This is a genomic window from Streptomyces sp. AA4 (assembly GCF_000158875.1).
Classification (GTDB): domain Bacteria; phylum Actinomycetota; class Actinomycetes; order Mycobacteriales; family Pseudonocardiaceae; genus Amycolatopsis.
Genome location: NZ_GG657746.1, coordinates 4,683,550 through 4,709,603 on the forward strand (window position 1 = coordinate 4,683,550; position 26,054 = coordinate 4,709,603).

A 26,054-nucleotide genomic window follows, 5' to 3' on the forward strand; every position below is an offset into this window, starting at 1 on the left:
GGTCGGATATGGTTTCTTCACACCACGGCGACGGGGTGCGGGCTTCCGGCCCGCGATCCCGAAGCCACGGTAGTGCGGACGTAGCGCAGCTGGTAGCGCATCACCTTGCCAAGGTGAGGGTCGCGGGTTCGAATCCCGTCGTCCGCTCGGAGGGCTCAAGCCCCATGCGGTGGAGTGGCCGAGAGGCGAGGCAACGGCCTGCAAAGCCGTGTACACGGGTTCGAATCCCGTCTCCACCTCGCGCGATTAGCTCAGCGGGAGAGCGCTTCCCTGACACGGAAGAGGTCACTGGTTCAATCCCAGTATCGCGCACCAGCGTCGCCCGGAAGCCCCGCTTCTCTTCGGAGAGGCGGGGCTTCCATCGTTCCTGGAGTCGTTGCGAAGCCGCGGAGGACGGTCTTGCTCCCCGTCGTCGCGCAGGGCAGCAGCTCCCATCTCGCCGGGACGCTCGCACAGGAGGTTCGGCTCTCGGCGACCGATCTGCGCTTCACGCTCCCGGCCGCCGGTCCGGACCGGGCGCACGATTCGAACGTCGTGCCGCCCGAGACCGGACGGCTCAGCACCGGCTAAGCGCCGGTGACCGCTCCCCCGTCGGCGACCGGGATTCGACTGCTGCTGATCCTCGGGGGCGCCCTCGTCGCCGCAGGCACGGGCTTCCTGGTGGCGAGCCGAAGAAGGCGCTTCAAGCAACAGTAATCACAAGGTGGTCGAGGCCCGCGCACCGTAGGCGGGCCACGATCGCCGTTGCCGCGCCAGCCATTCCGCGACGTCGGCCACCCGCCGCGTCGACATGCTGCGGTTTCTCGTCACTGTCCGGAGTGGACGGACCGGCACCGGGGACAACGGCCTCCGCCCGGCCGAAGCCGGACGGAGGTTCCGCGCGAACGGCTCAGGAAAGCGCGCGCAGCCGCGGCAGCACGTCCTCGGCGAACTGGCCCAGGTAGCGCTCCTGGTCGTGGCCGGGGCCGTGGAAGACCAGGTGGTTCAGGCCCGCGTCGAGGTACGGCTTGATCTGCGCGACCGCCTCGTCCGGATCCGACGCCACGATCCACCGCTTCGCGACCTGCTCGATCGGCAGCTCGTCGGCCAGCCGCTCCATCTCCTCCGCCGACGACACCGTGTGCTTCTGCTCCGCACTCAACGACAGCGGCGCCCAGAACCGCGTGTTCGCCAGCGCCTTCTCCGGGTCGCGGTCGTACGACATCTTGATCTCGATCATCCGGTCCACCTGCGCCGCGTCGCGCTCAGCGGCGGCCGCGCCCTCGGCCATCGCGGGCATCAGCTTCTCGGTGTAGAGCTCCATGCCCTTGCCGGACGTGCAGATCATCCCGTCGCCCGCGCGGCCCGCGTACTTCGCCACGACCGGCCCGCCCGCGGCGATGTACACCGGCACCGGACGCTCCGGGCGGTCGTAGATCTTCGCGTTGACCAGCTGGTAGTAGTCGCCCTCGAAATCGACGTTGTCCTTGCTCCACAGCTCGCGCATCAACCGCACCGACTCCCGCAGCCGCGCGAACCGCTCCTTGAACTCCGGCCATTCCCGGCCCGACACCGCGATCTCGTTCAACGCCTCCCCAGTGCCCGCGCCCAGGATCACGCGGTCATTCGACAGCAGCGCCATCGTCGCGAACGCCTGCGCGATCACCGCCGGGTTGTACCGGAACGTCGGCGTCAGCACGCTGGTCCCGATCAACACCCGGCTGGTCCGCTCCGCCACCGCCGGCATCCACGCGAGCGCCCACGGCGCGTGCCCGCCCTCGTGCCGCCACGGCAGGAAGTGGTCCGACACCCACACCGAGTCCAGCCCCAGCTCCTCGGCCCGCACCGCGAACTCCACCAGCTCGCGAGGCCCGAACTGTTCCGCCGACGCCTTGTACCCGACCTTCAGCTCCACGATCGCCCTTCCCCGTCCGGCCTGAACCACGCAGGATTCCGTGGCACCGTCAACCGTACTCGGATGGACCTTGCGCAGGCGGGTGTGCTGTCGATCACTAGCCGGGCTGGTGCGTCAGGCTGAGTCGTCGCGGGAGCGGGCGCAGGCGGAATTCTCTTGCCTGGCCGGGAAAGCACGGCAAGGCGCATCGAGGGCTGCGGCGTCCAGTTCGGACAGTCCACTGACGAGCCCGTGCGGGTCGTCGGCACCGTCCGCCCCGAGACGGCCGGAGTCGACGAATCCTTTGCCGCGGAACCGATCTGGCCGGCTTGTTCAACAGCGGTGCGAGGGGGACCTTCGCGGCCGCGCCGCCCACGCCGCGGCACCCGCCGCCAGGGTCACGGCCACCCCCGCGACCGGGCTGTTCATCAGCACGAGCGCGGCGAGGAACGCGGTCCCGGCGAGAATGAGCAGCGCCATCCGGATCGCGGACGCCCAAGCGACGACGAAATCCGCCGCCCGGGAGGCCCACGGCTCGCGGGTGTCGGGCTTGCGATGACGCCCCCGCTTGCGGCGGTCCAGAACCCGGCGCGCGGAGTCGACCATCTCGTCCCGGGTCGCCACGCGACGCGGCGGACGGGAGAAGGGATCCCAGTCGACAACGACGCGGACCCGGGCGGGGCGCTCGGGGTCAGGGCGGGCCGGTTCGGCTGGCTGCTTCGGGGCGGTTGGGGCGGCGTCGACGGCCGCCGGGTCGCTCGCCGCTGCGGCGCTCGCAGGCGGAGCGGGTTTGGCCGGGACTGCGGGGCCTGGATCGGCCGCATCGCTCGCCTGCGTCGACTCCGCCGTATTGCCTGTCTGATCGTTCGCGCCGCGCAGCTGCGTCGTCTCGGCAGGACAAGCCAGGCCCGCCGTGCCCCGAGGCGGTGCCGTTTCCCCGGCGGGCTCCGGTTCGCCGAGGCGGGTCGGCGGCTGAGGCTCCCGGACCAGCACCGCGCCTTCCTGCGGCTCGGGCGGCTCGCCGGTCCGGCGCGGCTGCCCGGTTCGGCGCGGCTGGTCGGCGAGGCAGGGAACCACCGTCATGAGGTCGTCGATCCCTTTCTCTTCCGGCCGGCGGACCGGTTCCGACGGCTGTCCGGACCCCGGCCGTCGTACGGAAGCGGGTCCCGGATGCGCTCATCCTGGCGAAGACGGTGCGTTACCAGCCAGTTCTACTGGCAGTGTCGCGGTGAACGGTCCCTCATCGTCGCCCAACGGTTCGAGTGACGGTTTTCGCTACTCTTCGCGGTCACTGTTTCGTCATCCGGCGGCCACCCGGGCGACGACTTGTCCAGACCTCTCGACGCATCCGCGAACTGCGGCGAACCGGCTCTGACACGGGAAGATGCACGTTCATTCGCACAGTCGCCAGACGGAGAAACTCGACTCCGGCACCCTCGCCGCCCCGCGGTGATACACAGAGTGTCACGTCGAGCCCGATTATTGAGCAGTCAACCGTCACCCACATGAGTGACACGGAGAGTGATCAACGGAAGGAGGCGACGAGCAGCGCGTTGGCCCGAACGGATGCACGAGCACTAGGCAAGGCGTACGCAGAGGCGCAACCAGGGCCGTTTCAGTCCTTGCCTTCCCCTCGAAGCAACAGCTAGCGTTCAGTAGGTAAGCCTTACCTGATTGAAACGGGAATCCATGCCGACCCTCCCCCAGCGCCGCACGCCCGACAGCAGGCGGCTGCTCCGGGCGTCCGTGCTGCGCGCCGAACGGACGTCCACGCATTTCGTGACCCTCACCGTCGGTGGGGAGGACCTCGAGGACTTCGCACCGCTGGGGTTCGATCAATGGTGCCGGTTGTTCTTCCCGCGCGAGGGACAACGCGGGCTGCGCCTCCCCACCGCGTCGAGCGGCCGCTGGCTCGCTCAGCACCTGCTCATGAGCGCCGCGTCCCGGCCGTGGGTGCGGAACTACACGATCCGGGCGACCCGGCCCGGCGAGGTCGACATCGAGTTCGCGGTGCACGGCGACGGCGGCCCGGCTTCGAGGTTCGCGGAGAACGCACGGGCAGGCGACGAGGTCGGGATTCTCGACGAGGGCCTCACTTACCTGCCGCCAGAAGGCGGCAAGCAACTGCTTCTCGCCGACGAAAGCGCCATTCCGGCGGCGCTGGCCATCCTGGAGTCGTCGCCGGATCTGCGGGCCACGGTGCTGCTGGAAGTCGGGGCGCGGGACGACATCCACGCGGTCGACGCGCCGCTCGGCGCCGACGTCCAATGGCTGGTCCGCGAGGACGAACGGCTCCCGGGACGGCTCGCGCTCGACGTTCTCGCCCAGCTCGATCTGTCCGACCCGCCGGGCTACACGTGGGTCGCCGGGGAAAGCGGGCTGGCCACCGGCGCGCGGCGATTCCTCACGCGGGAGCGCGGGGTGCCGAAGCAGGCGATCGCGTTCCAGGGGTACTGGAAGCACGGCCGCGCCTCGTTGGGGTAACCGCTTCAGAACAGCCGTCCGGCGTCGTCGGCAGGCGGTTCCTCCAGCTGCAGCAGGAACCGTTTCCGGGCGACGCCGCCCGCATATCCGGTGAGGCCGCCGCTGCTGCCGACCACCCGGTGGCAGGGCACGACGATGCTCAGCGGATTCCAGCCGTTCGCGTTCCCGACCGCCTGTGCCGCGCCGGGCTCGCCCAGTTCAACGGCCAGTTCGCGGTAGGTGCGCGTCTCGCCGTAGGGGATGCGGGTCAGCAGCTGCCACACGCGGCGTTCGAATTCGGAGCCGCGCAGGTCCAGTTCGAGGTCGAAGGTCCGGCGCCGGCCGCTGAAGTATTCGTCGAGCTGCCGGACGGCCTCGGCGAAACCGTCGTCGGTGCGGGGGCCGAAGTCCGGGAAACGCGGGGTCCGGCTGTGGCCGTCGAAGTAGACCGCGACCAGCGCGCCGCCGTCGGCGACGAGGGTGAGGTCGCCGACCGGCGAGGCGGCGACAGTGTGCCGGAAAGCCATCTTCTCCTCCGTGATCGGTGCCACGGAACGGTATCCGGCCGGGCCGCGCGTGAGAGCATCGCCGTCCATGGACGACGGTTTCGCCGACATCCCGACCACGACCCTCGCCGACCTGCTCGGCCGCGGCCAGGTGCTCGACTACGGCGTGCGCCCCTTGTGGGGGCCGGTGCCGCGGATCGCCGGGCCCGCGTACCCGGTGCGCTGCCCGCCGGGCGACAACCTGATGCTGCACGCGGCCATCCACCGCGCGCCCGCCGGAGCGGTGATCGTCGCGGAATCCGGCGACGTCGACTACGCCCTGGCCGGCGGCAACGTCTGCGCGACCGCCCAGCGGCGCGGCATCGCGGGCTTCGTCCTGGACGGCGTGATCCGCGACCTGTCGGAGGTCCGGGAGGCGCGCTTCCCGGTGTTCGCGCGCGGCGTGATCCCGATTCCCGGTACGAAAGCCAAGGTGACGCCCCTGGGCGAGCCCGCCCGGTGCGGCGGGGTGACCGTGCACGCCGGGGACATCGTCGTGGCGGACGAGGAAGGCGTGGTGGTAGTGCCGGGGGCCGACGCGGCGCAGGTGCTCGCGGACGCTCGGGGCAAGCTGGCCAAGGAGGAGGCGCAGACGCTCGACGAATGGGCCGAGGCGCACCGGGCGAAGGTGGATGCGGCTCTGGAGGCTGGCGGGTTCCGCGGCTGAGCGCCGGGGTTCTCGGGTGCTTCGCCGACCTGGGCTGGGCTGAGTGGACGCGGCGCTGGAGGCTGGCGGGTTCCGCAGCTGAGCCCCAGGGTTCTCGGGTGCTTCGCCGACCAAGCCCGGGGTCGAGCGGGCACAGCTCCGGAAACTGGCGCGCTCGCAGCTGACCCCCGGGTTTCTCAGGTGCTTCGCCGACCAAGCCCGGGCTGAGCGGACTCGGCTCCCCAGGCTGGCGGGTTCCGCAGCTCAGCTCCGGAGTTGCCGGGTGTTCGCAGCCCAAGCCTGGGCTGAGCGGACGCAGCTCCAGAAGCTGGCCGACTCCGCAGCAAAGCCCCGGTGTTCCGGATGCTGCGCGAACCGTTCCCCGACTGAGCCGACAGCTCCCCGCTGGCCGGTGATTTCGCTCCGGGCTCAGCGGCAGATGTGCTCGGGGCTCGGGCAAGCGACGAGTTCGGCGGCGCGAGCAGGCGATGCCGCGGGAGAACCCAGCTGCCGACCGGCTCCGGACTTGGCTGGGCGCGTGGTCGCACGGGGTGCAGCGCCACCAGGTCTCCCTGGCCGACGCTCCCTCCGGCGTCCGCGCGGATCATTCCGGCCGGACCGTCCACAGGGGACCGGCCGCCGCCAGATCGGGGCCGGGTTCGGATTCGGGCGGAAGGGGTTCCGGGTCGGGCAGCGGACGGTCCGGTCCCGGCGTCACCGGGTCCGGCTCCACCGGACCGGGCGGAACGGGCTCGGGCGGGGCGGGCGGCGCGGTCGAGCGGGGGCGAAGCATTCGCGGGCTCCTTTCTCTCCCTGATGGGCTACCGCACACCGGCGGCGGCGAAACATCGGCGCGGCCCGCGCGAGGTCGGCTAGGGTCGAAGGCGGAGCCGACGACCGAGAAGAGGCGAGACGATGAGCGCGGACAAGCCCGGCGAGCAGGAGCCGCTCGACGCGGAGATCGTGGAGAGCCCCGGCACGCCGCCCGCCGACCTCCCCGAACCCGACTACAGCGACAACGGCGCCCCGTCGTTCGACTTCGTGCGGGACCGGATCGAGAAGCGCTACCACACTTCGGTCGGTTCTCAGGAACTCGCCGGGATCGGCGGGCCGGAGGATCTGCAGTCGCTGGACAAGAAGATCGCCGACCGCAAGGAGGCGGCGAAGGACAAGCTGGCCGAGATCCGCCGGTCGATGGGCAAGGAATAACACCGTTTCCGGCCGGGCGGTCGGGCTTTCCTCCGCGTGCGGCGACGGACACATCCGGCATCGGCGAGGCTGCGGGCACTCCTCGCGAAACCCCAGCGCGTCCGGAGGCACGAAGCCGAGCGGGAAGCGGCTGCGAACGTCGCCGTGCCCAGGACTCGTCCCGCATGCCTCGTGCACGGCGACGGAAACATCCAGCACCGGTTAAGCTGCGCGGACATTCCCCGCGAAACCCCAGCGAGCCCGGAGCACGAAGCCAAGCAGGAAACGGCCGCGAACATCGCCGCGCCAAGGACTCGCCCCGCACGCCTCGCGCACAACAACGGGAACATCCACCACCGGCGAACCTGAGCGGGCATCCACGCCGAGACCCCGGGAGTCCGGAGGACGAAGCCGGGCCGAGACGCCCGCGCGGAAAGCGGCCGCGAGCATCGCCGTGCCAAAGGCTCGTCTGGATCCCTCGCGCACGGCGACGGAAACATCCAGCACCGGCAAGGCCGAGCGCGAAGCAACTGCATTGCCGCCCCCGAGACTTGTCCTAGGCACGCAAGAAGCCGCCCGACGCGGACCGGCGAAGGCCGTCCGGGCGCATGCGACGACCGTCCACAATGGACCCAACCCGCCGATTTTCCGTAGCCTCCTAGACGCCCGTTCTGGTTGAATCGCCGGTATGGCAACCACCGTGCGCGTTCCCGGTCTGGTGCTCACCGAGCACGAGTTCTCCGTTCCCCTCGACCATTCCCGTCCGGAAGGCGCGAAGATCACCGTCTTCGCGCGGGAGGTCGCCGATCCGGACGGGCTCGACCGGCCGTTTCTCGTGTATCTGCAGGGCGGTCCCGGGCACGAGGCGCCGCGGCCGTCGCGGGGTGCGCCGAGTTGGCTGCCGCGGGCGTTGCGGGAATACCGGGTCATCATGCTCGACCAGCGCGGCACCGGGCGCTCCACGCCGGTCGGCACGCTGACGGGCACCCCGGCCGAGCAGGCCGAGTACCTCACGCACTTCCGCGCGGACGCGATCGTGCGCGACGCGGAGTTCGTGCGCGAGCAGCTGGGCGTCAAGAAGTGGAGCGTGCTCGGGCAGTCGTTCGGCGGGTTTTGCACGCTCCACTACCTTTCCTCCGCACCGGACGGGCTGGCCGAGGCGTTCTTCACCGGCGGGCTGCCGCCGATCGGACGGCATCCGGACGAGGTTTACACCGCGACGTTCGCCAACCTGCTCGAGCGCAACCGCCGTTACTACCTCCGCTACCCCGGCGATCGCGCCCGCGTCGAAGCGCTGCTGCCGTTGCTCGACGACGGGGCCGTCGTCCTTCCCGACGGCAGTCCGCTCACGCCGCGGTTGTTCCAGCAGCTCGGGCAGCTCCTCGGCACCGGCGGCGGCGAGGAAGCGCTGCACTACCTGCTCGAACGCGACCCGAAGTCCCCCGCTTTCGCGCACGACGTCGCCAGCTCGCTGCCGTTCACCGCGCGCAATCCGCTGTATTCGGTCATCCACGAGTCGTCCTACTCCGACGGGTTCGCCACCCGCTGGTCCGCCGAGCGCGTGCTGCCGGACGAGTTCCGCACCGACCGCACGCTCTTCACCGGCGAGCACGTGTTCCCTTGGCTCTTCGACGATCTCCACAGCCTCCGGCCGATGAAGGAAACCGCCGAGCTGCTCGCCGAGCACGAATGGCCGCGGCTGTACGACGCCGACGTGCTGCGCGAGTGCACGGTCCCGGCGGCGGCCGCGATCTACGCCAACGACATGTACGTCGAGCGGGTGTTTTCCGAGGAAACCGCGCGGCTGATCCCGACGCTCAAGCCGTGGATCACCAACGAATACGAGCACAACGGCCTGCGTGCCTCGGGCGACCACGTGCTCGGCCGGTTGATCGACCTCGTGCGCGGACGCGTCTGACGTGCCGTGCGGGGAATCCCCGGGGGTTCCCCGCACAGACGGCGGTCAGGCGACGGTGACGCCGCCTTCGGTGGAGTCGGTGGACAGCGTCAGGTCCTGCCAGGCGTCGAAGTCGTCCTGGACGCGCTGGCGCCCGGCGGTGACCAGGCGCAGCGCGTCCGAGCCGAGCAGCAGGTGCACCGGCGGGTTTTCCTCGTCCAGCAAGGAGAGGATCGCGTCGCCCGCGCGGGCGGGGTCGCCGATGCCCTGACCGGCGAGAGCCTGGCGGCGGGTCCGGATCGGGTCGAACAGGGCGTCGTAGTCGGCGATGCTGCGCGGCGCGCGGACCAGCGACCGGCCCGCCCAGTCGGTCTTGAACGCGCCGGGCGCCACGGCGGTGACCCGCACGCCGAACTGCCCGACCTCCTGGGCGAGGGTGTCGGTGATGCCTTCCAGCGCGTGTTTGCTGCCCTCGTAGAACGCCAGCCCGGGGAAGGTGGTGTGCCCGCCCATCGAGGTGATGACGAAAATCTGGCCGTCGCGCCGTTCGCGCATGGCGGGCAGGACCGCCTTGATCGTCGCGACCGTGCCGAAGACGTTGACCTCGAACTGGCGGCGCAGCTCTTCCATCGACGACTCTTCGAAGGTGCCTTCGAGCCCGTACCCGGCGTTGGCCACGAGCACGTCGATCCGGCCCAGTTCCGTTTCGGCCGCGCGCACGGCCGGCTCGATCCGGTCCGCCTCGGTCAGGTCGAGGACGAAAGCCCGGGCGCGTTCCGGGTCCAGCGCCCGGAACTCGGCCGCGTGCTTCTCGGTGCGCACGGTGCCCGCGACGCGGTGCCCAGCCGCGAGGGCGCGCTGCGCGATGGCGCGTCCGAGGCCGGTGCTGACGCCGGTGATCAGGAAGTTCTTGCTCACTGCGGAGTGTCCTTTCAAAAAATGCATGACGGCATGGACCCCGCGGATGCGGCGGGGCCGGATGGTGGGTGAAAGTCAGGACTCGGCGGCGGGCGCGGGTTCGCGGCCCCAGCTGGCCAGCAGCCGCAACCGTTCCTGCGAGGGCGAACCGGCCGGAGCGCTGTAGACGACCATCGACTGGCCCGGGTCGGCGACCGAGGTGAAGATCTCGTACTGCAGTTCCAGATCCCCGGCGACCGGATGGCGCAGGCGTTTCAGGCCGGTGCTGCGTTCCTGGACGCGGTGTTCCGACCACCACGCCGGGAACTCGGGCGACCGCATCATCAGCTCGCCGATCAGGTTGGCGATGTGCTGGTTCCGCGGCTGCGCGGCCGCGGCCCGCCGCAACCCGTGCACGTAATCGCGGGCGACGCGTTCCCAGTCCCGCCACACCAGGCGGGCCCGGGGATCCAGCAGGGTCCAGCGCGCCATGCTGCGTTCCCGCCGCGGCAGGTCGGCCACGTCGGGAAACAGCAAGGCCCACAACGCGTTCCCGCCGACGACCGTGAGGTTCTGGTCGCTCACGAACGCCGACGCCAGCTCCATCGAGTCCAGCACCTGCCGCAGCGCCGGACGCAACCGGGACGAAGGCTCGGCCCGGTCCAGGCGCTCGGCGGAGGCGCCCGCGAGAGCGAACAGATGCCGCCGCTCGATGTCGTCGAACCGCAGCGCGTCGCAGAGGGCGTGCAGCACCTGCTCCGACGGCTGCCGGGCCCGGCCTTGTTCCAGCCGGGTGTAGTACTCGGTGCTCACCCCGGCCAGCTGCGCGACCTCGCTGCGGCGCAGGCCGGACACCCGCCGACCGGCCTCGGACCCGGCCGGAAGACCGATCTCGTCCGGCTTCAGCCCGGCGCGGCGGGCCCGCAGGAAATCGCCCAGGTCGTTCTTGCCCATGCCTCGAGTCTGCCTTCCGCGCAGTCGATCACCAAGGCGGTAGCTGGCCCTGCCAGTACTACTCAGCGGACCGGGCGAGGATCACCGCGCGAGCGGCGAGATGCAGAGCCAGCCGCTCGTCCGGACGCGACAGGTCGACGTGCAGCAGCTGCTCGATCCGGCTGATCCGCGCGGCCACGGTGTTCCGGTGGATTCCCAGCACAGTCGCGGTTTCGGCCAGCGAAGACTCCGCGTCCAGGTACGCCGCGAGGGTGCGGATCAAGTCCCCGGGCACCGAGACCAACGGAGCGAGCAACGCGCGCGCAGCGGGCTCGAACGTGTCTGTCCGGGTCCATTCCAGCAGCAGCTGGGCCATGCCGAGCTGGTCCACGTGCAGGAAGTGCCCGGTCTCCGGGCGGGTCGCGGCGAGGCGGGCAGCGTCGGTGGCTTCGGCGACTGTCGCGGTGAGACCGTCGGCGTGCGGGCGGCCGACGCCGAGGTGCGCGTCGAGGGTGCGGCGCAGGTTGTGGTGCACGGCGCGCAGCCGTGCGGACAACGCCCGCACCCGTTCCGCGGTCGGTTCTTGTTCGAAGGTGACCCAGCCGGTCCAGCCTTCGCCGTGTTCGACGGTCACCGCGTCGATCGACTCGGCTCGTAGCGCGCGCACGACCTCCTGCGTGCGGGAAACCGTGTCGACGTCCGCGGGCACGCCGATGCGCAGGCCGACGTGCCAGCCGCCGAGTCGCCAGCCCGCGTCAGCCGCGCGCCGGCGCAGGTCGGCCCCGGGTTCGGTGTCTTGCCGCAACAGGTCGCCCAGCAGCGCGGAGCGAGAACGGGCGTCGCGTTCCAGTTCCAGGCGGTGGGCCAGCAACCAGCGCTGCACGGCACCGGCGGCGACGGCCAGCGTCGCGGCGACGACGTCCGCGCGCGGGGCCTTCGCGCCGGTCAGCTCGGCGGCCAGCCAGACCGACGGCTGCGGCAGCACGGCGGGATGCGCGAGCAGAACACCGTCGGCGAGGGCGACGCGTTGCGGGACCGGCTCGTGCACTCGTACGCGGGCGGCCTCGGCGAGTTCTCCGGCAAGCACCTCGCCGCGGTCGTCGAGGACGGCGACCGGAGCGTCCAGCAACCGCCGCAGCACGGTCACGATTTCCTCGGGCGGACGCAACCGCTCCCCCAGCGCCCGGTGCGCGGCGAGCACCGCGTCGGCCCGGTCGATGTCCGGGGCCGCCAGCGCGAGGCGGGCGTCCACGAGCAGGTCGAGCGGATCGGCGGAGGTGACCAGCAGCGGCACCGACAGCCGTTCGGCCAGAAGCCGGGACGCGGCAAGCGGTTCGGGGCCGGGGAGCAGGACTCCAGCGGCCTGGGCGTCGGCGCAGCGGCGCAGGAGGGCGTCGATCTGCCAGTCGGAACCGAGCGGACGCAGGACCACCACCAGCTCGCCGGGAGCGGGCGTACCGGAAGCGTCCAGCGCGGCCTTGACTGTACTGAGTGGACGGTCCAAACCAGACTCGCCGGAACACACCCGGACCGGATCGGCCCACGACGGCAGAGCGAGCAGCTGACGGAGAATCACGGGACTGCCACCGGATCGCAGTCGATTCCGTACGCGCGCGGTTCCAGCAGCGGACGACGTCTCGGGTCGGTCCAGAACGGCGAAGCGGCAAGGCACACGACGTCCACCTCCACCCCGGCGCGGATCGCGTCGCACTGCAGCGGGACGCCGGTGCGGCGGTCGAGCACCGACAGCACGTCCGGAGTGGACGCCACCGGCAGCCCGTCCCGCAACGCGAGCAGGTACTCGTTCTCCATTTCCAGCCGCAGCAACGCGCCGTCGCGGTGGTCGGTCAACGTCGCCGAACCGCGGCCGAAGCCGGGGTGGCCGTGTTGTCCGGGGCCGATGTGCCGCGACACCTCCAGCACGCGGCCGCGCGCGAGGACCCGGCCGTCGAGGGCGGTTTCCAAGGCCGCGAGGTCGGGGCTCTCCCCCGCGGCGAGCACGCGGGCGCCGAGGGCGAGCGCCTCGCTCGTCGTGCCGAGCACGGTGTGCTCGGCCAGTTCGCCGGCCGGGATCGGGGCCAGCGCGATCGCCGCCCAGCCGCCGGAGCTGGCCAGGAACGCGCGGATCCCGCTTTCGACGACCGCGGCCGCCGCGGCGGCGAGCACCACCACGCGGCCGCCGGGTTCGGCCATCGCGGCCGGAGCGACGCCGCGGCCGGTCGCGGCGACCGAGAGCTGGTCGAGCCGCGGCAGGCCGCGTCCGGACAGGTCCGCGTCCACGCACGGCAGCCCCAGTTCCTGGGCGACGACCAGCGGGAGCAGGCCGTTGAGCCCGCCGATCTCGATGGTCATCAAGGCCTGCGCGCGCTCGCCGGTCCAGCGTTCGATCGCCTTGATCGCGGAAGCGAACTCGTCGCCGCTGGGCAGCTTTTCGGCGAAGGCGGCCGTCGCGCCGACGATGCCGACCGGAACCACCAGGGTGTCCGGCGGCAGGTCCGCGACCGGGTGCACGACGGGTTCGCGCCCGGATTCGGTCAGCCGCCGCAGCAGCACCGCCGCGGTGACGGTGTCCCCGCCCCCGCCGGACCCGAGCAGCGCGACGCCGCGTTCGAGTGCCGGCACGTCCGCGGCGGTGATGCGCATGGCTGGTCAGCGTATCAGCGGAAGCTGTACCCGCCGTCCGGATACAGCGTCGAGCCGGTGGTGTAGGTGCTGGTGAACAGGTACAGCACGGCATCGGCCACTTCGGACTCCCGGCCGACGCGGTGCAGCAGCGTGTCCGCGCGGTACTGCGCGAAACTCGCCTCCCGCGCGGCTGCCGGACGCCCGGCCCACAGGTTCCCGTCGATCGTGCCCGGCGACACGACGTTCACCCGGACCGGGGCCAGTTCCACCGCGAGCCCGCGGCCGAGCCCCTCGATCGCCGCGTTGCACGCGATGTACGCCGGGGCCGCGGCGGGCGGGCGCACGCTCGCCACACCCGACATCAGCACCACCGACGCGTCGTCCGCCAGCTTCGGCGCGGCGTGCTTCACCGCGTGGTACTGGCCCCAGAACTTCGTGACGAACGGGCTTTCCGCCTCCTCGTCGCTGAGGTCCCGCATCGGGCCGACGGTGTAGGACGCGGCGGGCGTGAACAGGTGGTCGACCCGCTCCAGCGCGCCGAAGAACTCGGCCAGCGACGCCTGGTCGGTGGTGTCCACGGCCTGCCAGGTCGCGGTCGGGCCCAGTTCCGCCGCCGCCGCGCGCAGTTTGTCGCCGGACCGGCCGCCCAAGTGGACGAGCGCGCCCGCCGCCGTCGCGCGCCGGGCGACCTCCAGCCCGATCCCGGACCCGCCGCCGAGGATCACGACGACCCGGCCGTCGAGCGGACTCACGAAACCACCTCCACGGGGACGAAATCGTGCGCCAGCCCGAACGCCGCCGGGCCGAACGTGGCCAGCGCTTCCGGGGTGCGCATGAGCGGCGGCGTCGAGATCCCGACCACCGTGACCCGCTGGCCGAAGCGCAGCGTTTCGGTGGTGATCGGTTCGGCGGACTCCGCCTCCAGCACGCAGATCAGGTCCGGGACCAGGCAGCGGACCTCGCTGTCGACCAGTGCGACCAGGTTTTCGTTCTGGAACAGGATTTCCAGCTTGTGCTCGCCGTCGAAAGACACCGCCGCGGCGCGTCCGCGGGCGAACCCTTCTTCGGTCCGGCGTTCCACATCGGACACTTTGCCGCGGAACAACACCCGCAGATGCGAGTACAACGTGTCGCCGAGCGCCGTCGCCAACGCCGCCACCGGATCGGCATTCCCTTCGCGGGCAAGGCGGATCGCCCGGCCGGCGCTCAGCGCGAGCGAGAGCGTCCGAGGCACGGCCGTGCGCTTCACGTCCGCGCCGCTCATCGAGTACTCGGCGATGTGCGCGACGCCGCCGAGCCGGATGGTGACCCCGCGCGCCAGCCATTCCATCCGCCGGTTGTCGGCCCCGGTGTCGATCACCGCGGTCTCGCCGCGCTCCCCGGCGATGCCCATCGGCGAACCGGGGACTCCGTACACGCCGAACGTCTCCATCTGCAGTTCCGGGAACGCCCGGCCCATGCCGTCGGCGTCGACCACCGGCAGCCCGAGCCGCGCGCCGACGACCAGCGGGATCATCGAGTTGATCCCGCCGCATTCGATCGGCATCGTCGCGTCGGCCTTCGCGCCGAGGTGCTTTTCCAGCGCCCGCAAGGCGAGTTCGGGCTCGGCGCCGTTCGGGAGCTTCTCGTGCACGACGGTCGGCGCGCCCATCTGCGCGGTCGGGATGACGAGGGCGTCGTCGTCCAGGTCGTCCGGATCGAGCACGGTGACCGGTCCGTGCTCGCGGATCGCCTCGCGCACCAGCAGCCGTCCGACGTACGGATCGCCGCCGCCACCGGTGCCGAGGACAGCCGCGCCGCGGGCGAGGTCTTCGAGGTGGTCCTCGGTCAGGGTCCAGCTCATCCGGCGACCCCGATCGGGTCCAGGTCGTAGCCGAAGTACCGCGGACCGGCGAGCGCGATGCCTTCCGGAGTGTGCCAGCGCGGGTCCGCCGGGGCCGCGATCACGGTGACCCGCTGGCCGTAGCGCAGGCCCTCGGTGGTGACGGCCTCGCCGGACTCGCGGTCAAGCGTACAGATGAGGTCCGGCACCGAAGCGCGCACCTCACCGTCCACTTCGGCCACCAGATGCTCGTTCTGGAAGCGCAGCAGCATTTCCGTCCCGATGTCCCCGTCCATTCCGGACAGCCGGGCCTCGCCGCGCGCGAAGCCGGTGACGGTGCGACGGGCGACGTCGACGACCTTGCCGCTGAACAGCGTCCGGCCGCGCAGCCGCTCCACGACGCGGTCCACCGGGTTCTCGTGCTCGTCCCGGGCCCGCCGCACGAGCGCGCCGAGTTCCGCGCAGAGGGTCAGCGTGCCGGGCACCATCGATTCCCGGGCCTGCGCGCCGGACATCGCGTAGTTGCTGATCATCGCCGAACAACCCATGTCGATGGTCGCCGACCGGGCCAGCCGCTCCGCCCAGCGATTGTCCACAGTGTCCAGTACGCCGCGGTTGCCCTTCTCGTCCGCAATGGACATCGGGGTCGCGCGGATTCCGTACAGGGTCGGCAAAACCATCTGCAGTTCCGGGAACGCGCGGCCCATGCCGTCCGCGTCCACCAGCGGCAGGCCCAGCTGCGCCGCCGCGACGACCGGGATCAGCGAGTTCACGCCGCCCGCTTCGGCGCAGGCGATGTGCGTGAGTTCCTTGCCCAGGTACGTGGCCAGCGTCCGGGCGGCGAGCCCGACCTGTTCGGCGGACGGCAGTTTCTCCACCATCACCGTCGGCGCGCCCATCATCGCGACCGGCAGCACCACGGCGTCGTCGGCCAGTTCGGACAGTTTCACCAGCGGCACCGAACCGTGCTCGCGGACCGCGGAATGCGCCAGCAACCGGCCGATGTACGGGTCTCCCCCGCCGCCGGTGCCGAGGATCGCCGCGCCGCGCGCGATGTCGTCCAGGTCCTTCTCGGTGATCTCGGACTTGATCTCAGCCATCGTTCACGCCCCCAGCTGCAGGTCGCCGACCGCCTTGACCCGGATCCGGGTGGCGTTGCCGGGCAGGTACGGGATCGGCACCTCGTCGAAGTCGACGATGCCGACGGACGCCGGGCTCGCCCCGGCGGCGACCGCGCGGTCGACCGCCTCCTGCTTCGCCTCGTCCACCACCGCCTCGCGCCGGCCGGGCTCGATCACGTACACCCGGTCGACCTCGCCGCCGATCTGCGCGATCGCCGCGCCGATCGCGTTGGCGACCGCGTAGTGGTCCGGCCGGCGGACCTCGCCGGACCCGGCCAGCTCGTCCGGCAGCAGCACCGAACCGCCGCCGACCGCGACCACCGGAAGCGGCTCGGACGACGTGCGCATCCGGTCCACGACGTCGGAAACGTCCGCCGCGATCCGGTCCAGCGCCGCCTTCACGAAGTCCCGGTCGAGGTGCGCGACCAGCGCCGGGTCGCCGATCTCGGCGCGTCCGGCGGCGACCGCGATGTCCGTGGCGGTCAAGGTGTCTCCGCCGAACACGAGCGCCTTCGAGGTCAGCTCGTAGCCGACGGAATCCGGTCCGACGGTCACGCCGGCCGCGTCGCCGCGGACCCGGCTGCCGCCGCCGATGCCGATCGAAAGGACGTCCGGCATGCGGAAGTTCGTGCGGATCCCGGCCACGCTCACATCGGTGGTCGCCTCGCGCGGGAAACCCTGCCGCAGCACGCCGACGTCACTGGTGGTGCCGCCGACGTCGACCACCGCGCAAGTGTCCAAACCGGACAGCACTGCCGCGCCGCGCATCGAGTTCGTCGGGCCGGACGCGAAGGTCGCGACCGGGTAGCGGCGGGCGAAGTCGACGTCCATCAGCGTGCCGTCGTTCTGGCTCAGGTAGAGCGGAGCGGTGATGCCCGCACCGGTGACCGACGCGGCCAGCCCGTCCACGATGTGCGCCGCCAGCTCGCGCAGCGCGGCGTTGATGACGGTCGCGTTTTCCCGCTCCAGCAAGCCGATCCGGCCGATTTCGTGGGACAGCGAGATCGCGACGTCCGGCAGCTGCGACGCGATGATCTCCGCCGCCCGCGCCTCGAACTCCGCGTTCACCGGCGAGAACACCGACGTGATGGCGACGCTGCGGACCCCGGCGGAGCCCATGTCGTCGGCGGCCTTGCGCAGTTCGCTCTCGTCCAGTTCGGCGATGTGCCGTCCGTCGAACTCGTGGCCGCCGTGCACCAGGTAGCTGCGCCCGGACACCGCGTCGACCAGCCGCTGCGGCCAGTCCACCATCGGCGGCAGCGACGCGCCGGCGGGCAGGCTGAGCCGCACCGCCGCGGTCGGGGCCAGCCGGTGCGCCTCGACGAGCGCGTTGATGAAGTGCGTGGTGCCGATCATCACCGCCCGCACCGCGGCCGGGTCGAACGCCCTTTGCCGCTGCAGTCCGGCGATCGCGGCGACGATGCCCGAGGTGACGTCCTCGGTGGTGCTGGTCTTGATCGAGGCGAGCACCTCGCGGCCGTCCAGCAGGACCGCGTCGGTGTTGGTTCCGCCGACGTCGATGCCGATGCGCACGAAGAAATCTCCTTCCAGGTAAGGGAATCAGGCGGCCGGGGCCGGTTCGGCGTCCGCGGTGGCGCTCTTGCCGAACCCGCGGACCAGGCCGAGCTTCCCGGCGGCCACGTACAGAACGAAAGCGACGACGAGCGAGTTGATGCTGGGCAGGCCCCAGTCCACGAACTCGCCGAACAACGCGGCGGCGATCCAGACGACGATCGTCGCGGGCACCCACACCGGCGCGGCGGTGGGCACCGCGCCCCGCGCCCGCGCCTCCTCCAGGTCGCCGCGCCACTGCTTCACCACGAAGTACTCGGCCACCATGATCCCGGCGATGGGCGGGAACGCGACCCCGAGCACGGTCAGGAAATCGGTGAACTTCGAGAGGATCCCGGCCGCGGCGAGCACGCTGCCCACCACGCCGAGCACGGCGGTGACCAGGCCGCGGTGCGCCCGTTTCCCGGAGACGGTGCCGATGAAGTTCACGACGCCGAGCCCGGACGAGTACAGGTTCCAGTCGTTGATCTTCATCGTGCCCGCGATGACGATCAGCAGCCCGACCCAGCCGACCGACGACGTGACGATCGTGGTGATCTGCGCCGTGCCGACCGCGTGCGCGAGCAGCACGCCGGCCAGGCCGATCACGTACTCGCCGAGCGTGACGCCGACGAGCGTCTGCTTGACGACGTCGCCGGTGGTGCGGTTGAACCGGGTCATGTCCGGCGTGATCACCGCGCCGACGATGAACCCGCCCGCGACCAGCGTCGTGCCCTGCAGCAGGGACAGCGGCGGACCCGGCGGCGCCGACGCGACGAGCGCGCCGAGGTCGTGCCGGGTCAGTTCGGAGACCACCGACCAGCCGACCAGGATCAGGAACGCGGGCACCATCAGGTACGCCGTCCACGCCATCGAATGGAAGCCGCGGACCACGATCGCGGTCACCACCAGGCCGAACACGAGCGCCCAGCCCCATTCCGGCAGGCCGCCGACCAGCGCGGCGAGGCCTTGCGCGGACACCGCGGACTGGATGCCGAACCAGCCGATCAGGCTGATCCCGATGGCCAGCCCGATGAGCGCGGAACCGCCGCGGCCGAAGCCGGTCCAGCGCGCGATCATCGACGTGGTGAGGCCCTCGCGGACCCCGATCACGCCGACGAGGACGGTGATCAGTTCGAGGATGACCGAGCCGAGCGTGAACGCCAGCACGGCGTTCCAGAAGGTCATCCCGAAGCCGATCGTGGCGCCGAGCAGGAACTGCGACAGCGCGGAAACCTGGCCGAACCGCTGCACAGCGACCGACCACCAGGAGTAACGGGCGGAATCGGGCACCCTGGTCAGCGCGTAATCGTCGACACCGACAGCCGAGGCCATGGCGACCTCCTATCCGGGAGGGGAACGGGTTCCCAGCACCGTAAGCAGCGGCTCCGGCGGGGTCACCGTGCAATCCGCACAACCGGGATCATGCGGCAGTGCATGTCGCACTCTCAGCTGATCAAGGCGTGGACAGCCTCGTAGGCGAACGCTGCCGCGCCGACGCCCGCCGCGACGCTGACGACCACGTTCGCCGCCGCGGGGAAGTACGCCCGGCGCTCGACCAGCCGGACGGTTTCGTAGCTGAACGTGCTGTAGGTCGTCAGCGCGCCGCAGAATCCGGTGCCGAGCAGCGAGTAGACGGCCGCGGGCAGCGCGGTCCCGGCGCCGGCGAGCCCACCGAGCAGGACACAGCCGACCAGGTTGACGGTGAACGTGCCCCACGGGAACAGGCTCTGGTGCCGGGACTGGACGGCCCGGTCGGTCAGGTACCGCATCGGCGCTCCGACCGCGGCGCCGAGGAAGACGAGGAGGGCGGTCATCAGGCAGCCACCTCCACCGGGACCAGCTTGCGGGTGATCGCGTGTCCCAGCAGGACGGCCAGCAGCGCGGCGACGAGCGTCCCGCCGAGGTAGCCGAAGGCGAGCGGCACGGTGTCCGGCCGGAGCAGGTTGCGCGCTTCGACCGCGTACGTGGAGAACGTGGTGAACCCGCCGAGGATGCCGACGCCGAGGAACGGCCGCACGAGCCGGTGCGCCGACCACGCCTCGGTGACCAGCACCATCAGCACGCCGATGAGGAAGCAGCCGGCGACGTTCGTCCAGAAGGTCGCCCACGGGAAGCCGCCGGGCGCGGCGGGCAGGGCCTGGGCGAGGCCGTAGCGGGCCAGCGCGCCGAGCCCGCCGCCGAGCGCGATCACGCCGAGCACCGACACGTGGTGCCGGACGAGTTCGCGTTGCTGCGCGGGATCCCGGAGGTCGACATCCGGGTCGAGAGGTTCTTCGGGCACAGTCTTCTCCTACTCCACGGGCAGGGGCCACCGGTCGAGTAGGGACTGTTGGCGGCGTAGGCCGCGGTTGTCCGGGAGATTCCCGGAGCGGCGAGCCCCACCGCCGCGTACCCGAGCTTACTCGATCAGTTCCCCGCCTCCCGCAACGCGGTCAGCGCCGGACCGAACATAGTGGACTTGATCGCGCCGAGCGTGCCGCGGTCCTTGCCCGCCAGCGGGGCGACTCGTTCTGTCGCCGCCGTCCGCAGGGTCTCCAGCGGAGCGGTCGCGTCGACCAACCCGAGCGCTTTCGCTTGCGGACCGCCGAAACGGCTGCCGGTGGTCATCGACGCGATCGCGGCGGACGGGGTCAGCTTCGCCTGGACGAGCGCGGCCATGCCCGGGGTGAACGGGAGGTTGAGGTCGGCTTCGGGGAAGCAGAAGTAGCCGCGATCCTCGCGCATCACGCGGAAATCGTGGGCCATGGCGAGCATCGCGCCGCCGCCGAAGGCGTGTCCGTTGACCGCGGCGACGGTCGGGACCGGCAGCGCGAGCACGCGGGCGAGGAGTTCGTGGATGCTCGTGACGTACTTGCCCGCCTCGTCGGGATGGCTGGTGAGCCAGTCGAGGTCGAGGCCGTTGGAGTAGTACTTGCCGCTGCCGATCGTGACGAGCGCGGACGGCTCCTTGCCCGCGGTCACGGTGTCGAGATGGGCGTGGACTTCCTCCAGCCACGTGGGGGCGAACCGGTTTTCGTCGGAGCCGAAGTCGAGCACGTGGACCGGACCGGCGGTGGTAAGAGTGGGCATTTCAGTCCTTTCTGGACATTCGCGGTGGGTCGAGGGCGAGGATGGCGCGGACCGCCGCGGCCAGCCGTTCCCGGCTTTCCCCGCTGGCGGGTCCGGTGGCGAGTTCGCGGCGGAGCAGGGCGGTCGGCAGGTCGACGACGCAGGCGGTGATGACCTCGACGGCTGTTCCGTCGCCGCGGTTCCAGAGCTGCCTGGCCAGCCGGACGAGGAGGCGGACGAGGCGTTTGTCCAAGGCGTGCAAGGCTTCCGCGACATCTTCGGGCAAGTGCGGCCCCAGCACGCGTTTTGCCGGAATGGCGATCATCATCCGCGCGGCGTCCGGACGGACGTCGGCGATCACGGCGGGGGTGCCGGCTGCCGCGACCACCGCTTCGACCGGGTCGGCGGCTGCGTCGACCAGCCGCTCTTGTTCGTCGAGGAAGAAGGTGGCGGCGCGGAGCCAGGTCCGGCCGATCAGGGCGGGGAGGTTGGTGAAGGAGTGGTAGATCGTGCTGTTCGGGACGCCCGCTTCCTGCGCGAGCCGCCGGACGGTGAGCGCTTCGGGGCCGATGGCGGCGATGAGGCGCTCGGCGACGTCGAGGATCAGCTCGGGGTCGTGGATCCGGGGGCGGGGCATGGATGCGAGGGTAATGGAGCACGTGCTCCAAAACCAGGGCGGGGTGATGTGCGACTCAGGTCTCGTGAGTGCTGATGCCGGTTAGAACCGGCATCAGCACTCACGACCGCCCACGAGCCGCCGCGCCGTTCGCCTGCTGCCCGCGGCGCAGCCACTCGCCGGTGCGCAGCGTCGTTCCGGACGGGCATTCACTGCCGGAAGCGTTGTCCGGCAGCGAGAAAACCTCCACGCGTGCGCCCGGATCGGTGACCGACGAGGCGCGTCGTGCGCCTGTCGCCCGGACCGTGGGAAGCCCCAGGGCGATTCTCGGCCCCTCGCCCGTTCGCCGGACAGGGCGCGATTCCCGCCCCGCCCGCGAAACCGAGCCGCATTTCGCCGCGACCGCACGCGCCTCGCCAGGGCTGGGTCAGTCCGCGATGTAAAGACAGTCGTGCCCGTCGCGGGCCGTCGCGTCCGGGTCGTCCAGCCAGCGGCCGCCTTCGGCCAGGTAGCGGAAGCGGAGCCGGGCGCCCGGCGGGACCTCCACCGCGGCCGAGCGCGTGCCGTTCGAGCGTTTGCGGAGTTCGTGGCGTCCGGGCTGCCAGTCGTTGAAGTCGCCGACCACGCTCACCGGGCCGGGCGGGGTGTCGAGCGGCAGGACGAACGTCACCCGCCGGGCCCCGGAGCCGTTGCTCCGGCTGGTCTTGATCACGGCGTTTCCCTTTCCCGTTCCGGCGAATCGGTCGTTCTGAATCGTTCCACGACCGCCGCCGGAAACCCGGACGCGGCGGGTGCCGCGTCCGGGTGAAAACCGGGGTCAGGTGGTGGAAACGTCGTCCAGCTGCTCGGCCGCCGGGCGCACCGGGAACAGGTCGCCGCCGGGCGGGACCGGGATGCGGCCGACCGCGGCGCGGGCCTTCCGGTCCCCCGCGTCAGCCGCGGCGTGCACGCTGTCGAGGGCGGCGTACTGGATGAAGTGGATGTCCGGCAACGGCCAGGGCGCGGCGCCGGTGGCCGCCGGGAGCAGGTGGTCGACGGCGGCGAAAATGCTGCCGCCCTGCGGGTTCCGGTAGGCCCACAGGTCGACGCCCAGGTGCTTGCCCAGCTGCGCGAGCCGGGTCAGCGCGACCAGGTTGAACGTGTGGTAGTGGTACGTCCGCGTGCGGGTCGATTCCTCGGGCTGGCCGCCGTCCGCGGCGATCTGGCGGTCGATCCGGGCCCTGCCGGAATCGCGGACGATCTGCCGGGCGAGGTCCCGCTGGCCGACGTAGCTCGCGGTCGCTGCCGTGAGCAGGTCGTAGAAGGTGCCGTGGTTGTTGGTCGCCTTGGCCTCGTCGGTGCCGTTCTTGCTGGTGCGCAACCAGGTGAGGAAATCGGCCGACCAGCCGCGGAACGCCTTGCCGTCGGCCTTCGTCCAGCCGGGCGCGCCCGCGTCGAGGATCCGGGCGGCGTCGAGGACCTGGGTGAAGGTGTAGGAGAACTCGATGATGCCGATCCCCCGCCCGTCGGTCTTGCACGGGATGCCCTGCGCGAAGTTCAGGTTCGGGTTCATTTTCGTCGCCGCGTCGAGGAACCAGGTGCGCAGATCGAGCGCGGCGCGCTGGGCGTATTCGGCCTTGCCGGTGTAGTACCAGGCGAGCGAGAGCTGGTAGATCGAGTTGAACGCGACGAGCCGCTCGGCCTTGTCCGGCACGTTCTTCATCTCGGGGTTGACCTGGCCGTCGCGGTCGACGTACGGGCAGCCCTGCGGGTTTTCCGGCGTTTTCGGCTGACTGGGCCAGTAGTACGGCGCGAGGCTCAGATAGTCGTGCTTGTCGCCGCTCGGCGGGACGCGCTCCTTGTCGACGACCGTCCACGGACCCTTCGTCAGCGCGTCGTCGGCCTGCTTCAGCAGATTCGACAACGCCGTGCGCAGCGTCGGGTTCCCGGCCATCAGGCCGATTTTGTTGCCTGCCAGGTGCACGCCGTCGAGCACGACGGTGTCCGGCACGCAGATAAAAGAGCAGGACCTCGGCGCGGGCGCGGCGGTCGCCGCTCCGGCAGTGGTCGCGAGCAGCCCCGCGACCGTCGCGAGAACCGCCGCGAGACGACGCGGACGGGAAGACCGGGAAGGAGGCAGCACCGCAACTCCGTTCAAGAATATGAATACTCCACAGATATGTGAACTGAGATTGAATAGCCGAGCGCGTGCGGCCGCGTCAAGAGGAGGTCAGGCGGAGCGGCCGCGGCGGACCGGGTTCCGGAGGGTGCCGATGCCCTCGATCATGATGGTGACCTCGTCGTCCGCCTCGAGCGTGACGTCCGGGCCGGGAACCGCCGATGTACCGGTGGCCAGGACGGCGCCGCGCGGGAAAACGTCGCCGCGATAGAGCCACCCGACCAGCTCGGTGAGCCGCCGGTGCAGCCGCGCAGTGGACGTCTCCCCTGACCAGAGCAGTGCTCCGGCGCGATGGATCGACACCGCGATGCCGAGCGCGTACGGGTCCGGGACCTCGTTCGCGGGCACGATCCACGGCCCGGCCGCGCACGAGCCGCGGTACGTCTTGGCCTGCGGCAGGTACAGCGGGTTCTCGCCTTCGATGCTGCGCGAACTCACGTCGTTGACGATCGTGTAGCCGACGATCTCCCCAAACGCGTTGCACACCAACGCCAATTCGGGCTCGGGAACGTCCCAAGCGGAATCCTCGCGCACGCCGATCGGCTCGCCCGGCCCCCGGACGCGGTGCCCGACGCTCTTGAAGAACAGCTCCGGCCGTTCCGCCTCGTAGACCCGCGCGTAGACGTCGGCGTCGCCGCTTTCCTCCATCCGCGCCTCGCGCGACACCTCGTAGGTGACTCCGGCGGCCCACACCTCGGTGTCGTCGTCGACCGGTGCGCGCAGGTCGCCCGGCTCCCCTGGCGTCAGCTCGATCGCCAGCGCCGTGGCGAATTCGGTGGCGGGCCGGGCCAGGAGGGAGCCGAGCGTGGTGCCAGGCGGGAGCGCGCCGGTGGACTCGCCGTCGGTGACCCGCCAGCCCGCGGCGGTTTTCGCGAGGCGGCGCATCAGTGCGAATCCCTCGGCACGGCGGAACCGCGGGTGCCGTGCAGGAAATCGAAGTCCGCGCCGAGGTGGGCCTGGGTGACGTGCTCGCGGTAGAGCCAGGTGTATCCGCTGCGGTACGGGCTTTCCGGCGGCGTCCATGCCGCGCGGCGGGCGGCGAGTTCCTCGTCGGGCACGTGCAGGGTCAGCCGGCGGGCCGGGGTGTCGAGCGTGATCCGGTCGCCGGTGCGGACGAGCGCGAGCGGGCCGCCGACCGCCGATTCCGGGCTCACGTGCAGCACGACCGTGCCGTAGCCGGTGCCGGACATCCGGCCGTCGCAGATCCGCACCACGTCGGTGATCCCTTGTGCGAGCAGCTCTTTCGGCACCGGGACGTTCGCCACCTCCGGCATCCCCGGGTAGCCCTTGGGACCCGCGCCGCGGATCACCAGGATCGTGTCGGGGGTGACCGGCAGGTCCGGGTCGTCGGCCACGCGGTGGTACTCCTCCGCGGTGTCGAAGACGAGCGCCGGGCCGGTGTGCGTGAGCAGTTCCGGCGACGCGGCCGACTGCTTCAGCACCGCACCGTCCGGGGCGAGATTCCCGGTGAGCACAGCGGTTCCGGTGCCGGGCGGCTGGAACGGCGCCTCGACGGTCGTGATTACCTCGTCGTTCCAGCACTCCGCGGGTTCTCTCGGCTTGCCGGTGACCGTGCGGACGTCGGCGTGCAGGAGCCCGGCTTCGGCGAGCCTGCTCAGGACCACCGGAACGCCGCCCGCGTAACAGAAATCCTCCATCAGGAACCCGCCCGAGGGCATCAGGTTCACCAAGGTGGGAACAGCGCGGCCCAGCTCGTCGAAGTCGTTCATGGCGAGCGGGACGCCGACGCGCCCGGCCAGCGCGAGAAGGTGCACGATCGCGTTGGTGGACCCGCCGATCGCCGCGTTGACGCGGATCGCGTTTTCGAACGCCTCGCGGGTCAGGATGTCGGACGGACGCAGGTTTTCCTCGACCATCGCGACAATCCGCTGACCGGCCGCCTGCGCGGTTTCGAAGCGCCGCGCGTCGACCGCGGGCCAGGTTGCCGAACCGGGCAGCTGCATGCCGAGCGCTTCGGCTAGACAGGCCATCGTCGACGCGGTGCCCATGGTCATGCAGTGGCCGTTCGAGCGGGCCATGCAGCCCTCGGCGAAGAAGCACTCCTCCTCGGTCATCCGGCCGGCTTTGACTTCTTCCTCGAATTTCCAGACGTGCGTGCCCGAGCCGACGTCGCCGCCGCGGAACTTGCCGTTGAGCATCGGGCCGCCGGTCACCATCACCGCGGGCAGGTCGACGCTCGCCGCGCCCATCAGCATCGCCGGGGTCGTCTTGTCACAGCCGGAAAGGAGGACGACGCCGTCGAGCGGGTTGGCGCGGATCAGCTCCTCGACCTCCATCGCCATCAGGTTGCGGTAGAGCATCGCGGTGGGGCGCATGAGCGTTTCGCCGGTCGCCATCGTCGGGAACGCGAGCGGGAGGCCGCCCGCCTGCCAGACGCCGCGCTTGACCGCCTCGGCGACGCGGTCGAGGTGGACGTTGCACGGGGCCAGCTCGGAAGCGCTCACCGCGATCCCGATCACCGGGCGGCCGTCGAACACCTCCGGGCCGAAGCCCTGGGACCGCATCCACGAGCGGTGGATCATCCCCGCCCGGCCGGACGCCCCGAACCACGCCGCACTGCGCACTCCGCCGCTCCCTTCTCCGGAGCCTTCCTCGATACCCGATCGCGCGGATCCTGGCAATCGGCTGAGAATTCCGGTGAACCGGA

The 26,054-nt window shown here is 71.2% G+C and carries 27 protein-coding genes and 3 tRNA genes; 8 read left to right on the top strand and 22 right to left on the bottom strand.

All coding sequences use genetic code 11. The features are described 5' to 3' along the window. The first annotated feature begins 74 nt into the window (after positions 1-74). From SSMG_RS21550 to SSMG_RS47700, 4 genes are all read left to right on the top strand, one after another. Positions 75-147, top strand: a tRNA-Gly gene (locus SSMG_RS21550). A gap of 21 nt (positions 148-168) precedes the next feature. Next, positions 169-239, top strand: a tRNA-Cys gene (locus SSMG_RS21555). A gap of 1 nt (position 240) precedes the next feature. Further along, a tRNA-Val gene (locus SSMG_RS21560) sits at positions 241-315 on the top strand. Positions 316-399: 84 nt separating this feature from the next. Next, entirely contained in the window at positions 400-570 is a 171-nt protein-coding gene (locus SSMG_RS47700) for a hypothetical protein (RefSeq protein ID WP_199786433.1), read from the top strand. A 319-nt stretch (positions 571-889) separates the two neighbouring features. Here SSMG_RS47700 and fgd read toward each other — a convergent pair whose 3' ends face one another. Further along, complete coding sequence (gene fgd, locus SSMG_RS21565; RefSeq protein WP_009079419.1) at positions 890-1,894, bottom strand: glucose-6-phosphate dehydrogenase (coenzyme-F420); 1,005 nt, start codon at positions 1,892-1,894, stop codon at positions 890-892. Between the two features lie 312 nt (positions 1,895-2,206). Further along, complete coding sequence (locus tag SSMG_RS21570) at positions 2,207-2,956, bottom strand: hypothetical protein (RefSeq protein WP_009079421.1); 750 nt, start codon at positions 2,954-2,956, stop codon at positions 2,207-2,209. A 606-nt stretch (positions 2,957-3,562) separates the two neighbouring features. On the opposite strand from SSMG_RS21570, the gene SSMG_RS21575 reads away from it, so the two are divergent. Beyond that, positions 3,563-4,357 (top strand): siderophore-interacting protein, encoded by a 795-nt coding sequence (locus SSMG_RS21575; RefSeq protein ID WP_009079423.1) that lies wholly within the window; start codon positions 3,563-3,565, stop codon positions 4,355-4,357. Between the two features lie 5 nt (positions 4,358-4,362). Here SSMG_RS21575 and SSMG_RS21580 read toward each other — a convergent pair whose 3' ends face one another. After that, positions 4,363-4,863 carry a methylated-DNA--[protein]-cysteine S-methyltransferase gene (locus SSMG_RS21580; RefSeq protein ID WP_037717675.1) on the bottom strand — a complete coding sequence of 167 codons (501 nt, stop codon included), beginning with the start codon at positions 4,861-4,863 and terminating at the stop codon, positions 4,363-4,365. 67 nt (positions 4,864-4,930) lie between these two features. Between SSMG_RS21580 and SSMG_RS21585 the strand changes: the two genes are divergently transcribed. Further along, complete coding sequence (locus SSMG_RS21585; protein ID WP_037714419.1) at positions 4,931-5,548, top strand: RraA family protein; 618 nt, start codon at positions 4,931-4,933, stop codon at positions 5,546-5,548. 583 nt (positions 5,549-6,131) lie between these two features. On the opposite strand, the gene SSMG_RS21590 is transcribed toward SSMG_RS21585, so the two are convergent. Continuing rightward, positions 6,132-6,320, bottom strand: a complete 189-nt coding sequence (locus SSMG_RS21590; protein ID WP_009079431.1) for a hypothetical protein — start codon at positions 6,318-6,320, stop codon at positions 6,132-6,134. Between the two features lie 122 nt (positions 6,321-6,442). Between SSMG_RS21590 and SSMG_RS21595 the strand changes: the two genes are divergently transcribed. Continuing rightward, positions 6,443-6,736 (top strand): hypothetical protein, encoded by a 294-nt coding sequence (locus tag SSMG_RS21595; RefSeq protein ID WP_009079434.1) that lies wholly within the window; start codon positions 6,443-6,445, stop codon positions 6,734-6,736. A 667-nt stretch (positions 6,737-7,403) separates the two neighbouring features. Then, complete coding sequence (locus SSMG_RS21600; RefSeq protein WP_009079436.1) at positions 7,404-8,633, top strand: alpha/beta fold hydrolase; 1,230 nt, start codon at positions 7,404-7,406, stop codon at positions 8,631-8,633. Positions 8,634-8,678: 45 nt separating this feature from the next. Here SSMG_RS21600 and SSMG_RS21605 read toward each other — a convergent pair whose 3' ends face one another. The 18 genes from SSMG_RS21605 to SSMG_RS21685 all read right to left on the bottom strand — a co-directional run bounded on the left by SSMG_RS21605 (position 8,679) and on the right by SSMG_RS21685 (position 25,971). Beyond that, the gene (locus tag SSMG_RS21605; protein ID WP_009079438.1) at positions 8,679-9,530 is read right to left on the bottom strand and encodes an oxidoreductase; all 852 of its coding nucleotides are present in this window, start codon (positions 9,528-9,530) and stop codon (positions 8,679-8,681) included. Between the two features lie 75 nt (positions 9,531-9,605). Then, positions 9,606-10,463, bottom strand: coding sequence for a helix-turn-helix transcriptional regulator (locus SSMG_RS21610; RefSeq protein WP_009079440.1), 858 nt, complete (start codon positions 10,461-10,463; stop codon positions 9,606-9,608). A 58-nt stretch (positions 10,464-10,521) separates the two neighbouring features. Then, positions 10,522-12,018: a PucR family transcriptional regulator gene (locus SSMG_RS21615; protein ID WP_037714421.1), complete on the bottom strand. Its 1,497-nt coding sequence runs from the start codon at positions 12,016-12,018 to the stop codon at positions 10,522-10,524. Beyond that, positions 12,015-13,085 carry a DUF917 domain-containing protein gene (locus SSMG_RS21620; RefSeq protein WP_037714424.1) on the bottom strand — a complete coding sequence of 357 codons (1,071 nt, stop codon included), beginning with the start codon at positions 13,083-13,085 and terminating at the stop codon, positions 12,015-12,017. Before SSMG_RS21620 ends, SSMG_RS21615 begins: the two co-directional genes overlap by 4 nt. 14 nt (positions 13,086-13,099) lie before the next feature. Beyond that, positions 13,100-13,819 (bottom strand): SDR family oxidoreductase, encoded by a 720-nt coding sequence (locus tag SSMG_RS47065; RefSeq protein ID WP_009079445.1) that lies wholly within the window; start codon positions 13,817-13,819, stop codon positions 13,100-13,102. Continuing rightward, positions 13,816-14,910, bottom strand: coding sequence for a DUF917 domain-containing protein (locus tag SSMG_RS47070; RefSeq protein WP_009079447.1), 1,095 nt, complete (start codon positions 14,908-14,910; stop codon positions 13,816-13,818). Before SSMG_RS47070 ends, SSMG_RS47065 begins: the two co-directional genes overlap by 4 nt. Further along, entirely contained in the window at positions 14,907-15,989 is a 1,083-nt protein-coding gene (locus tag SSMG_RS21635; RefSeq protein ID WP_009079449.1) for a DUF917 domain-containing protein, read from the bottom strand. Before SSMG_RS21635 ends, SSMG_RS47070 begins: the two co-directional genes overlap by 4 nt. Positions 15,990-15,992: 3 nt before the next feature. Then, positions 15,993-17,543, bottom strand: a complete 1,551-nt coding sequence (locus SSMG_RS21640; RefSeq protein WP_009079451.1) for a hydantoinase/oxoprolinase N-terminal domain-containing protein — start codon at positions 17,541-17,543, stop codon at positions 15,993-15,995. Between the two features lie 27 nt (positions 17,544-17,570). Further along, positions 17,571-18,896, bottom strand: coding sequence for a cytosine permease (locus tag SSMG_RS21645; protein WP_009079452.1), 1,326 nt, complete (start codon positions 18,894-18,896; stop codon positions 17,571-17,573). A gap of 113 nt (positions 18,897-19,009) precedes the next feature. Then, positions 19,010-19,378, bottom strand: coding sequence for a fluoride efflux transporter CrcB (crcB, locus tag SSMG_RS21650; RefSeq protein WP_037714427.1), 369 nt, complete (start codon positions 19,376-19,378; stop codon positions 19,010-19,012). Continuing rightward, positions 19,378-19,845 carry a CrcB family protein gene (locus tag SSMG_RS21655; RefSeq protein WP_009079455.1) on the bottom strand — a complete coding sequence of 156 codons (468 nt, stop codon included), beginning with the start codon at positions 19,843-19,845 and terminating at the stop codon, positions 19,378-19,380. The genes crcB and SSMG_RS21655 overlap by 1 nt, the downstream gene beginning before the upstream one ends. Before the next feature lie 125 nt (positions 19,846-19,970). Continuing rightward, positions 19,971-20,633: an enoyl-CoA hydratase/isomerase family protein gene (locus SSMG_RS21660; RefSeq protein ID WP_009079456.1), complete on the bottom strand. Its 663-nt coding sequence runs from the start codon at positions 20,631-20,633 to the stop codon at positions 19,971-19,973. Position 20,634: 1 nt separating this feature from the next. Then, positions 20,635-21,249 carry a TetR/AcrR family transcriptional regulator gene (locus SSMG_RS21665; RefSeq protein WP_009079457.1) on the bottom strand — a complete coding sequence of 205 codons (615 nt, stop codon included), beginning with the start codon at positions 21,247-21,249 and terminating at the stop codon, positions 20,635-20,637. Positions 21,250-21,349: 100 nt separating this feature from the next. Further along, a complete protein-coding gene (locus SSMG_RS47075; RefSeq protein ID WP_255409763.1) occupies positions 21,350-21,478 on the bottom strand; it encodes a hypothetical protein in 129 nt (42 codons plus the stop codon). A gap of 177 nt (positions 21,479-21,655) precedes the next feature. After that, positions 21,656-21,940: an isoamylase early set domain-containing protein gene (locus SSMG_RS21670; protein WP_009079458.1), complete on the bottom strand. Its 285-nt coding sequence runs from the start codon at positions 21,938-21,940 to the stop codon at positions 21,656-21,658. A 105-nt stretch (positions 21,941-22,045) separates the two neighbouring features. Continuing rightward, positions 22,046-23,350, bottom strand: coding sequence for an alginate lyase family protein (locus tag SSMG_RS21675; protein WP_050788248.1), 1,305 nt, complete (start codon positions 23,348-23,350; stop codon positions 22,046-22,048). A gap of 87 nt (positions 23,351-23,437) precedes the next feature. Further along, positions 23,438-24,271: a fumarylacetoacetate hydrolase family protein gene (locus SSMG_RS21680; protein ID WP_009079460.1), complete on the bottom strand. Its 834-nt coding sequence runs from the start codon at positions 24,269-24,271 to the stop codon at positions 23,438-23,440. Beyond that, positions 24,271-25,971: an IlvD/Edd family dehydratase gene (locus tag SSMG_RS21685; protein WP_037714430.1), complete on the bottom strand. Its 1,701-nt coding sequence runs from the start codon at positions 25,969-25,971 to the stop codon at positions 24,271-24,273. The genes SSMG_RS21680 and SSMG_RS21685 overlap by 1 nt, the downstream gene beginning before the upstream one ends. Between the last annotated feature and the right edge of the window lie 83 nt (positions 25,972-26,054).

Coding starts and splice junctions, on each gene's coding strand:
- SSMG_RS21620 (WP_037714424.1), bottom strand. CDS start 13,085: ATGCGCATCACCGCCGCGGACGTGCCGGCACTCGAACGCGGCGTCGCG.
- SSMG_RS21580 (WP_037717675.1), bottom strand. CDS start 4,863: ATGGCTTTCCGGCACACTGTCGCCGCCTCGCCGGTCGGCGACCTCACC.
- SSMG_RS21585 (WP_037714419.1), top strand. CDS start 4,931: ATGGACGACGGTTTCGCCGACATCCCGACCACGACCCTCGCCGACCTG.
- SSMG_RS47070 (WP_009079447.1), bottom strand. CDS start 14,910: ATGAGCTGGACCCTGACCGAGGACCACCTCGAAGACCTCGCCCGCGGC.
- SSMG_RS21665 (WP_009079457.1), bottom strand. CDS start 21,249: ATGCCCCGCCCCCGGATCCACGACCCCGAGCTGATCCTCGACGTCGCC.
- crcB (WP_037714427.1), bottom strand. CDS start 19,378: ATGACCGCCCTCCTCGTCTTCCTCGGCGCCGCGGTCGGAGCGCCGATG.
- SSMG_RS21660 (WP_009079456.1), bottom strand. CDS start 20,633: ATGCCCACTCTTACCACCGCCGGTCCGGTCCACGTGCTCGACTTCGGC.
- SSMG_RS21575 (WP_009079423.1), top strand. CDS start 3,563: ATGCCGACCCTCCCCCAGCGCCGCACGCCCGACAGCAGGCGGCTGCTC.
- SSMG_RS21635 (WP_009079449.1), bottom strand. CDS start 15,989: ATGGCTGAGATCAAGTCCGAGATCACCGAGAAGGACCTGGACGACATC.
- SSMG_RS21570 (WP_009079421.1), bottom strand. CDS start 2,956: ATGACGGTGGTTCCCTGCCTCGCCGACCAGCCGCGCCGAACCGGGCAG.
- SSMG_RS21595 (WP_009079434.1), top strand. CDS start 6,443: ATGAGCGCGGACAAGCCCGGCGAGCAGGAGCCGCTCGACGCGGAGATC.
- SSMG_RS21600 (WP_009079436.1), top strand. CDS start 7,404: ATGGCAACCACCGTGCGCGTTCCCGGTCTGGTGCTCACCGAGCACGAG.
- SSMG_RS21610 (WP_009079440.1), bottom strand. CDS start 10,463: ATGGGCAAGAACGACCTGGGCGATTTCCTGCGGGCCCGCCGCGCCGGG.
- SSMG_RS21645 (WP_009079452.1), bottom strand. CDS start 18,896: ATGGCCTCGGCTGTCGGTGTCGACGATTACGCGCTGACCAGGGTGCCC.
- SSMG_RS21680 (WP_009079460.1), bottom strand. CDS start 24,271: ATGCGCCGCCTCGCGAAAACCGCCGCGGGCTGGCGGGTCACCGACGGC.
- SSMG_RS21590 (WP_009079431.1), bottom strand. CDS start 6,320: ATGCTTCGCCCCCGCTCGACCGCGCCGCCCGCCCCGCCCGAGCCCGTT.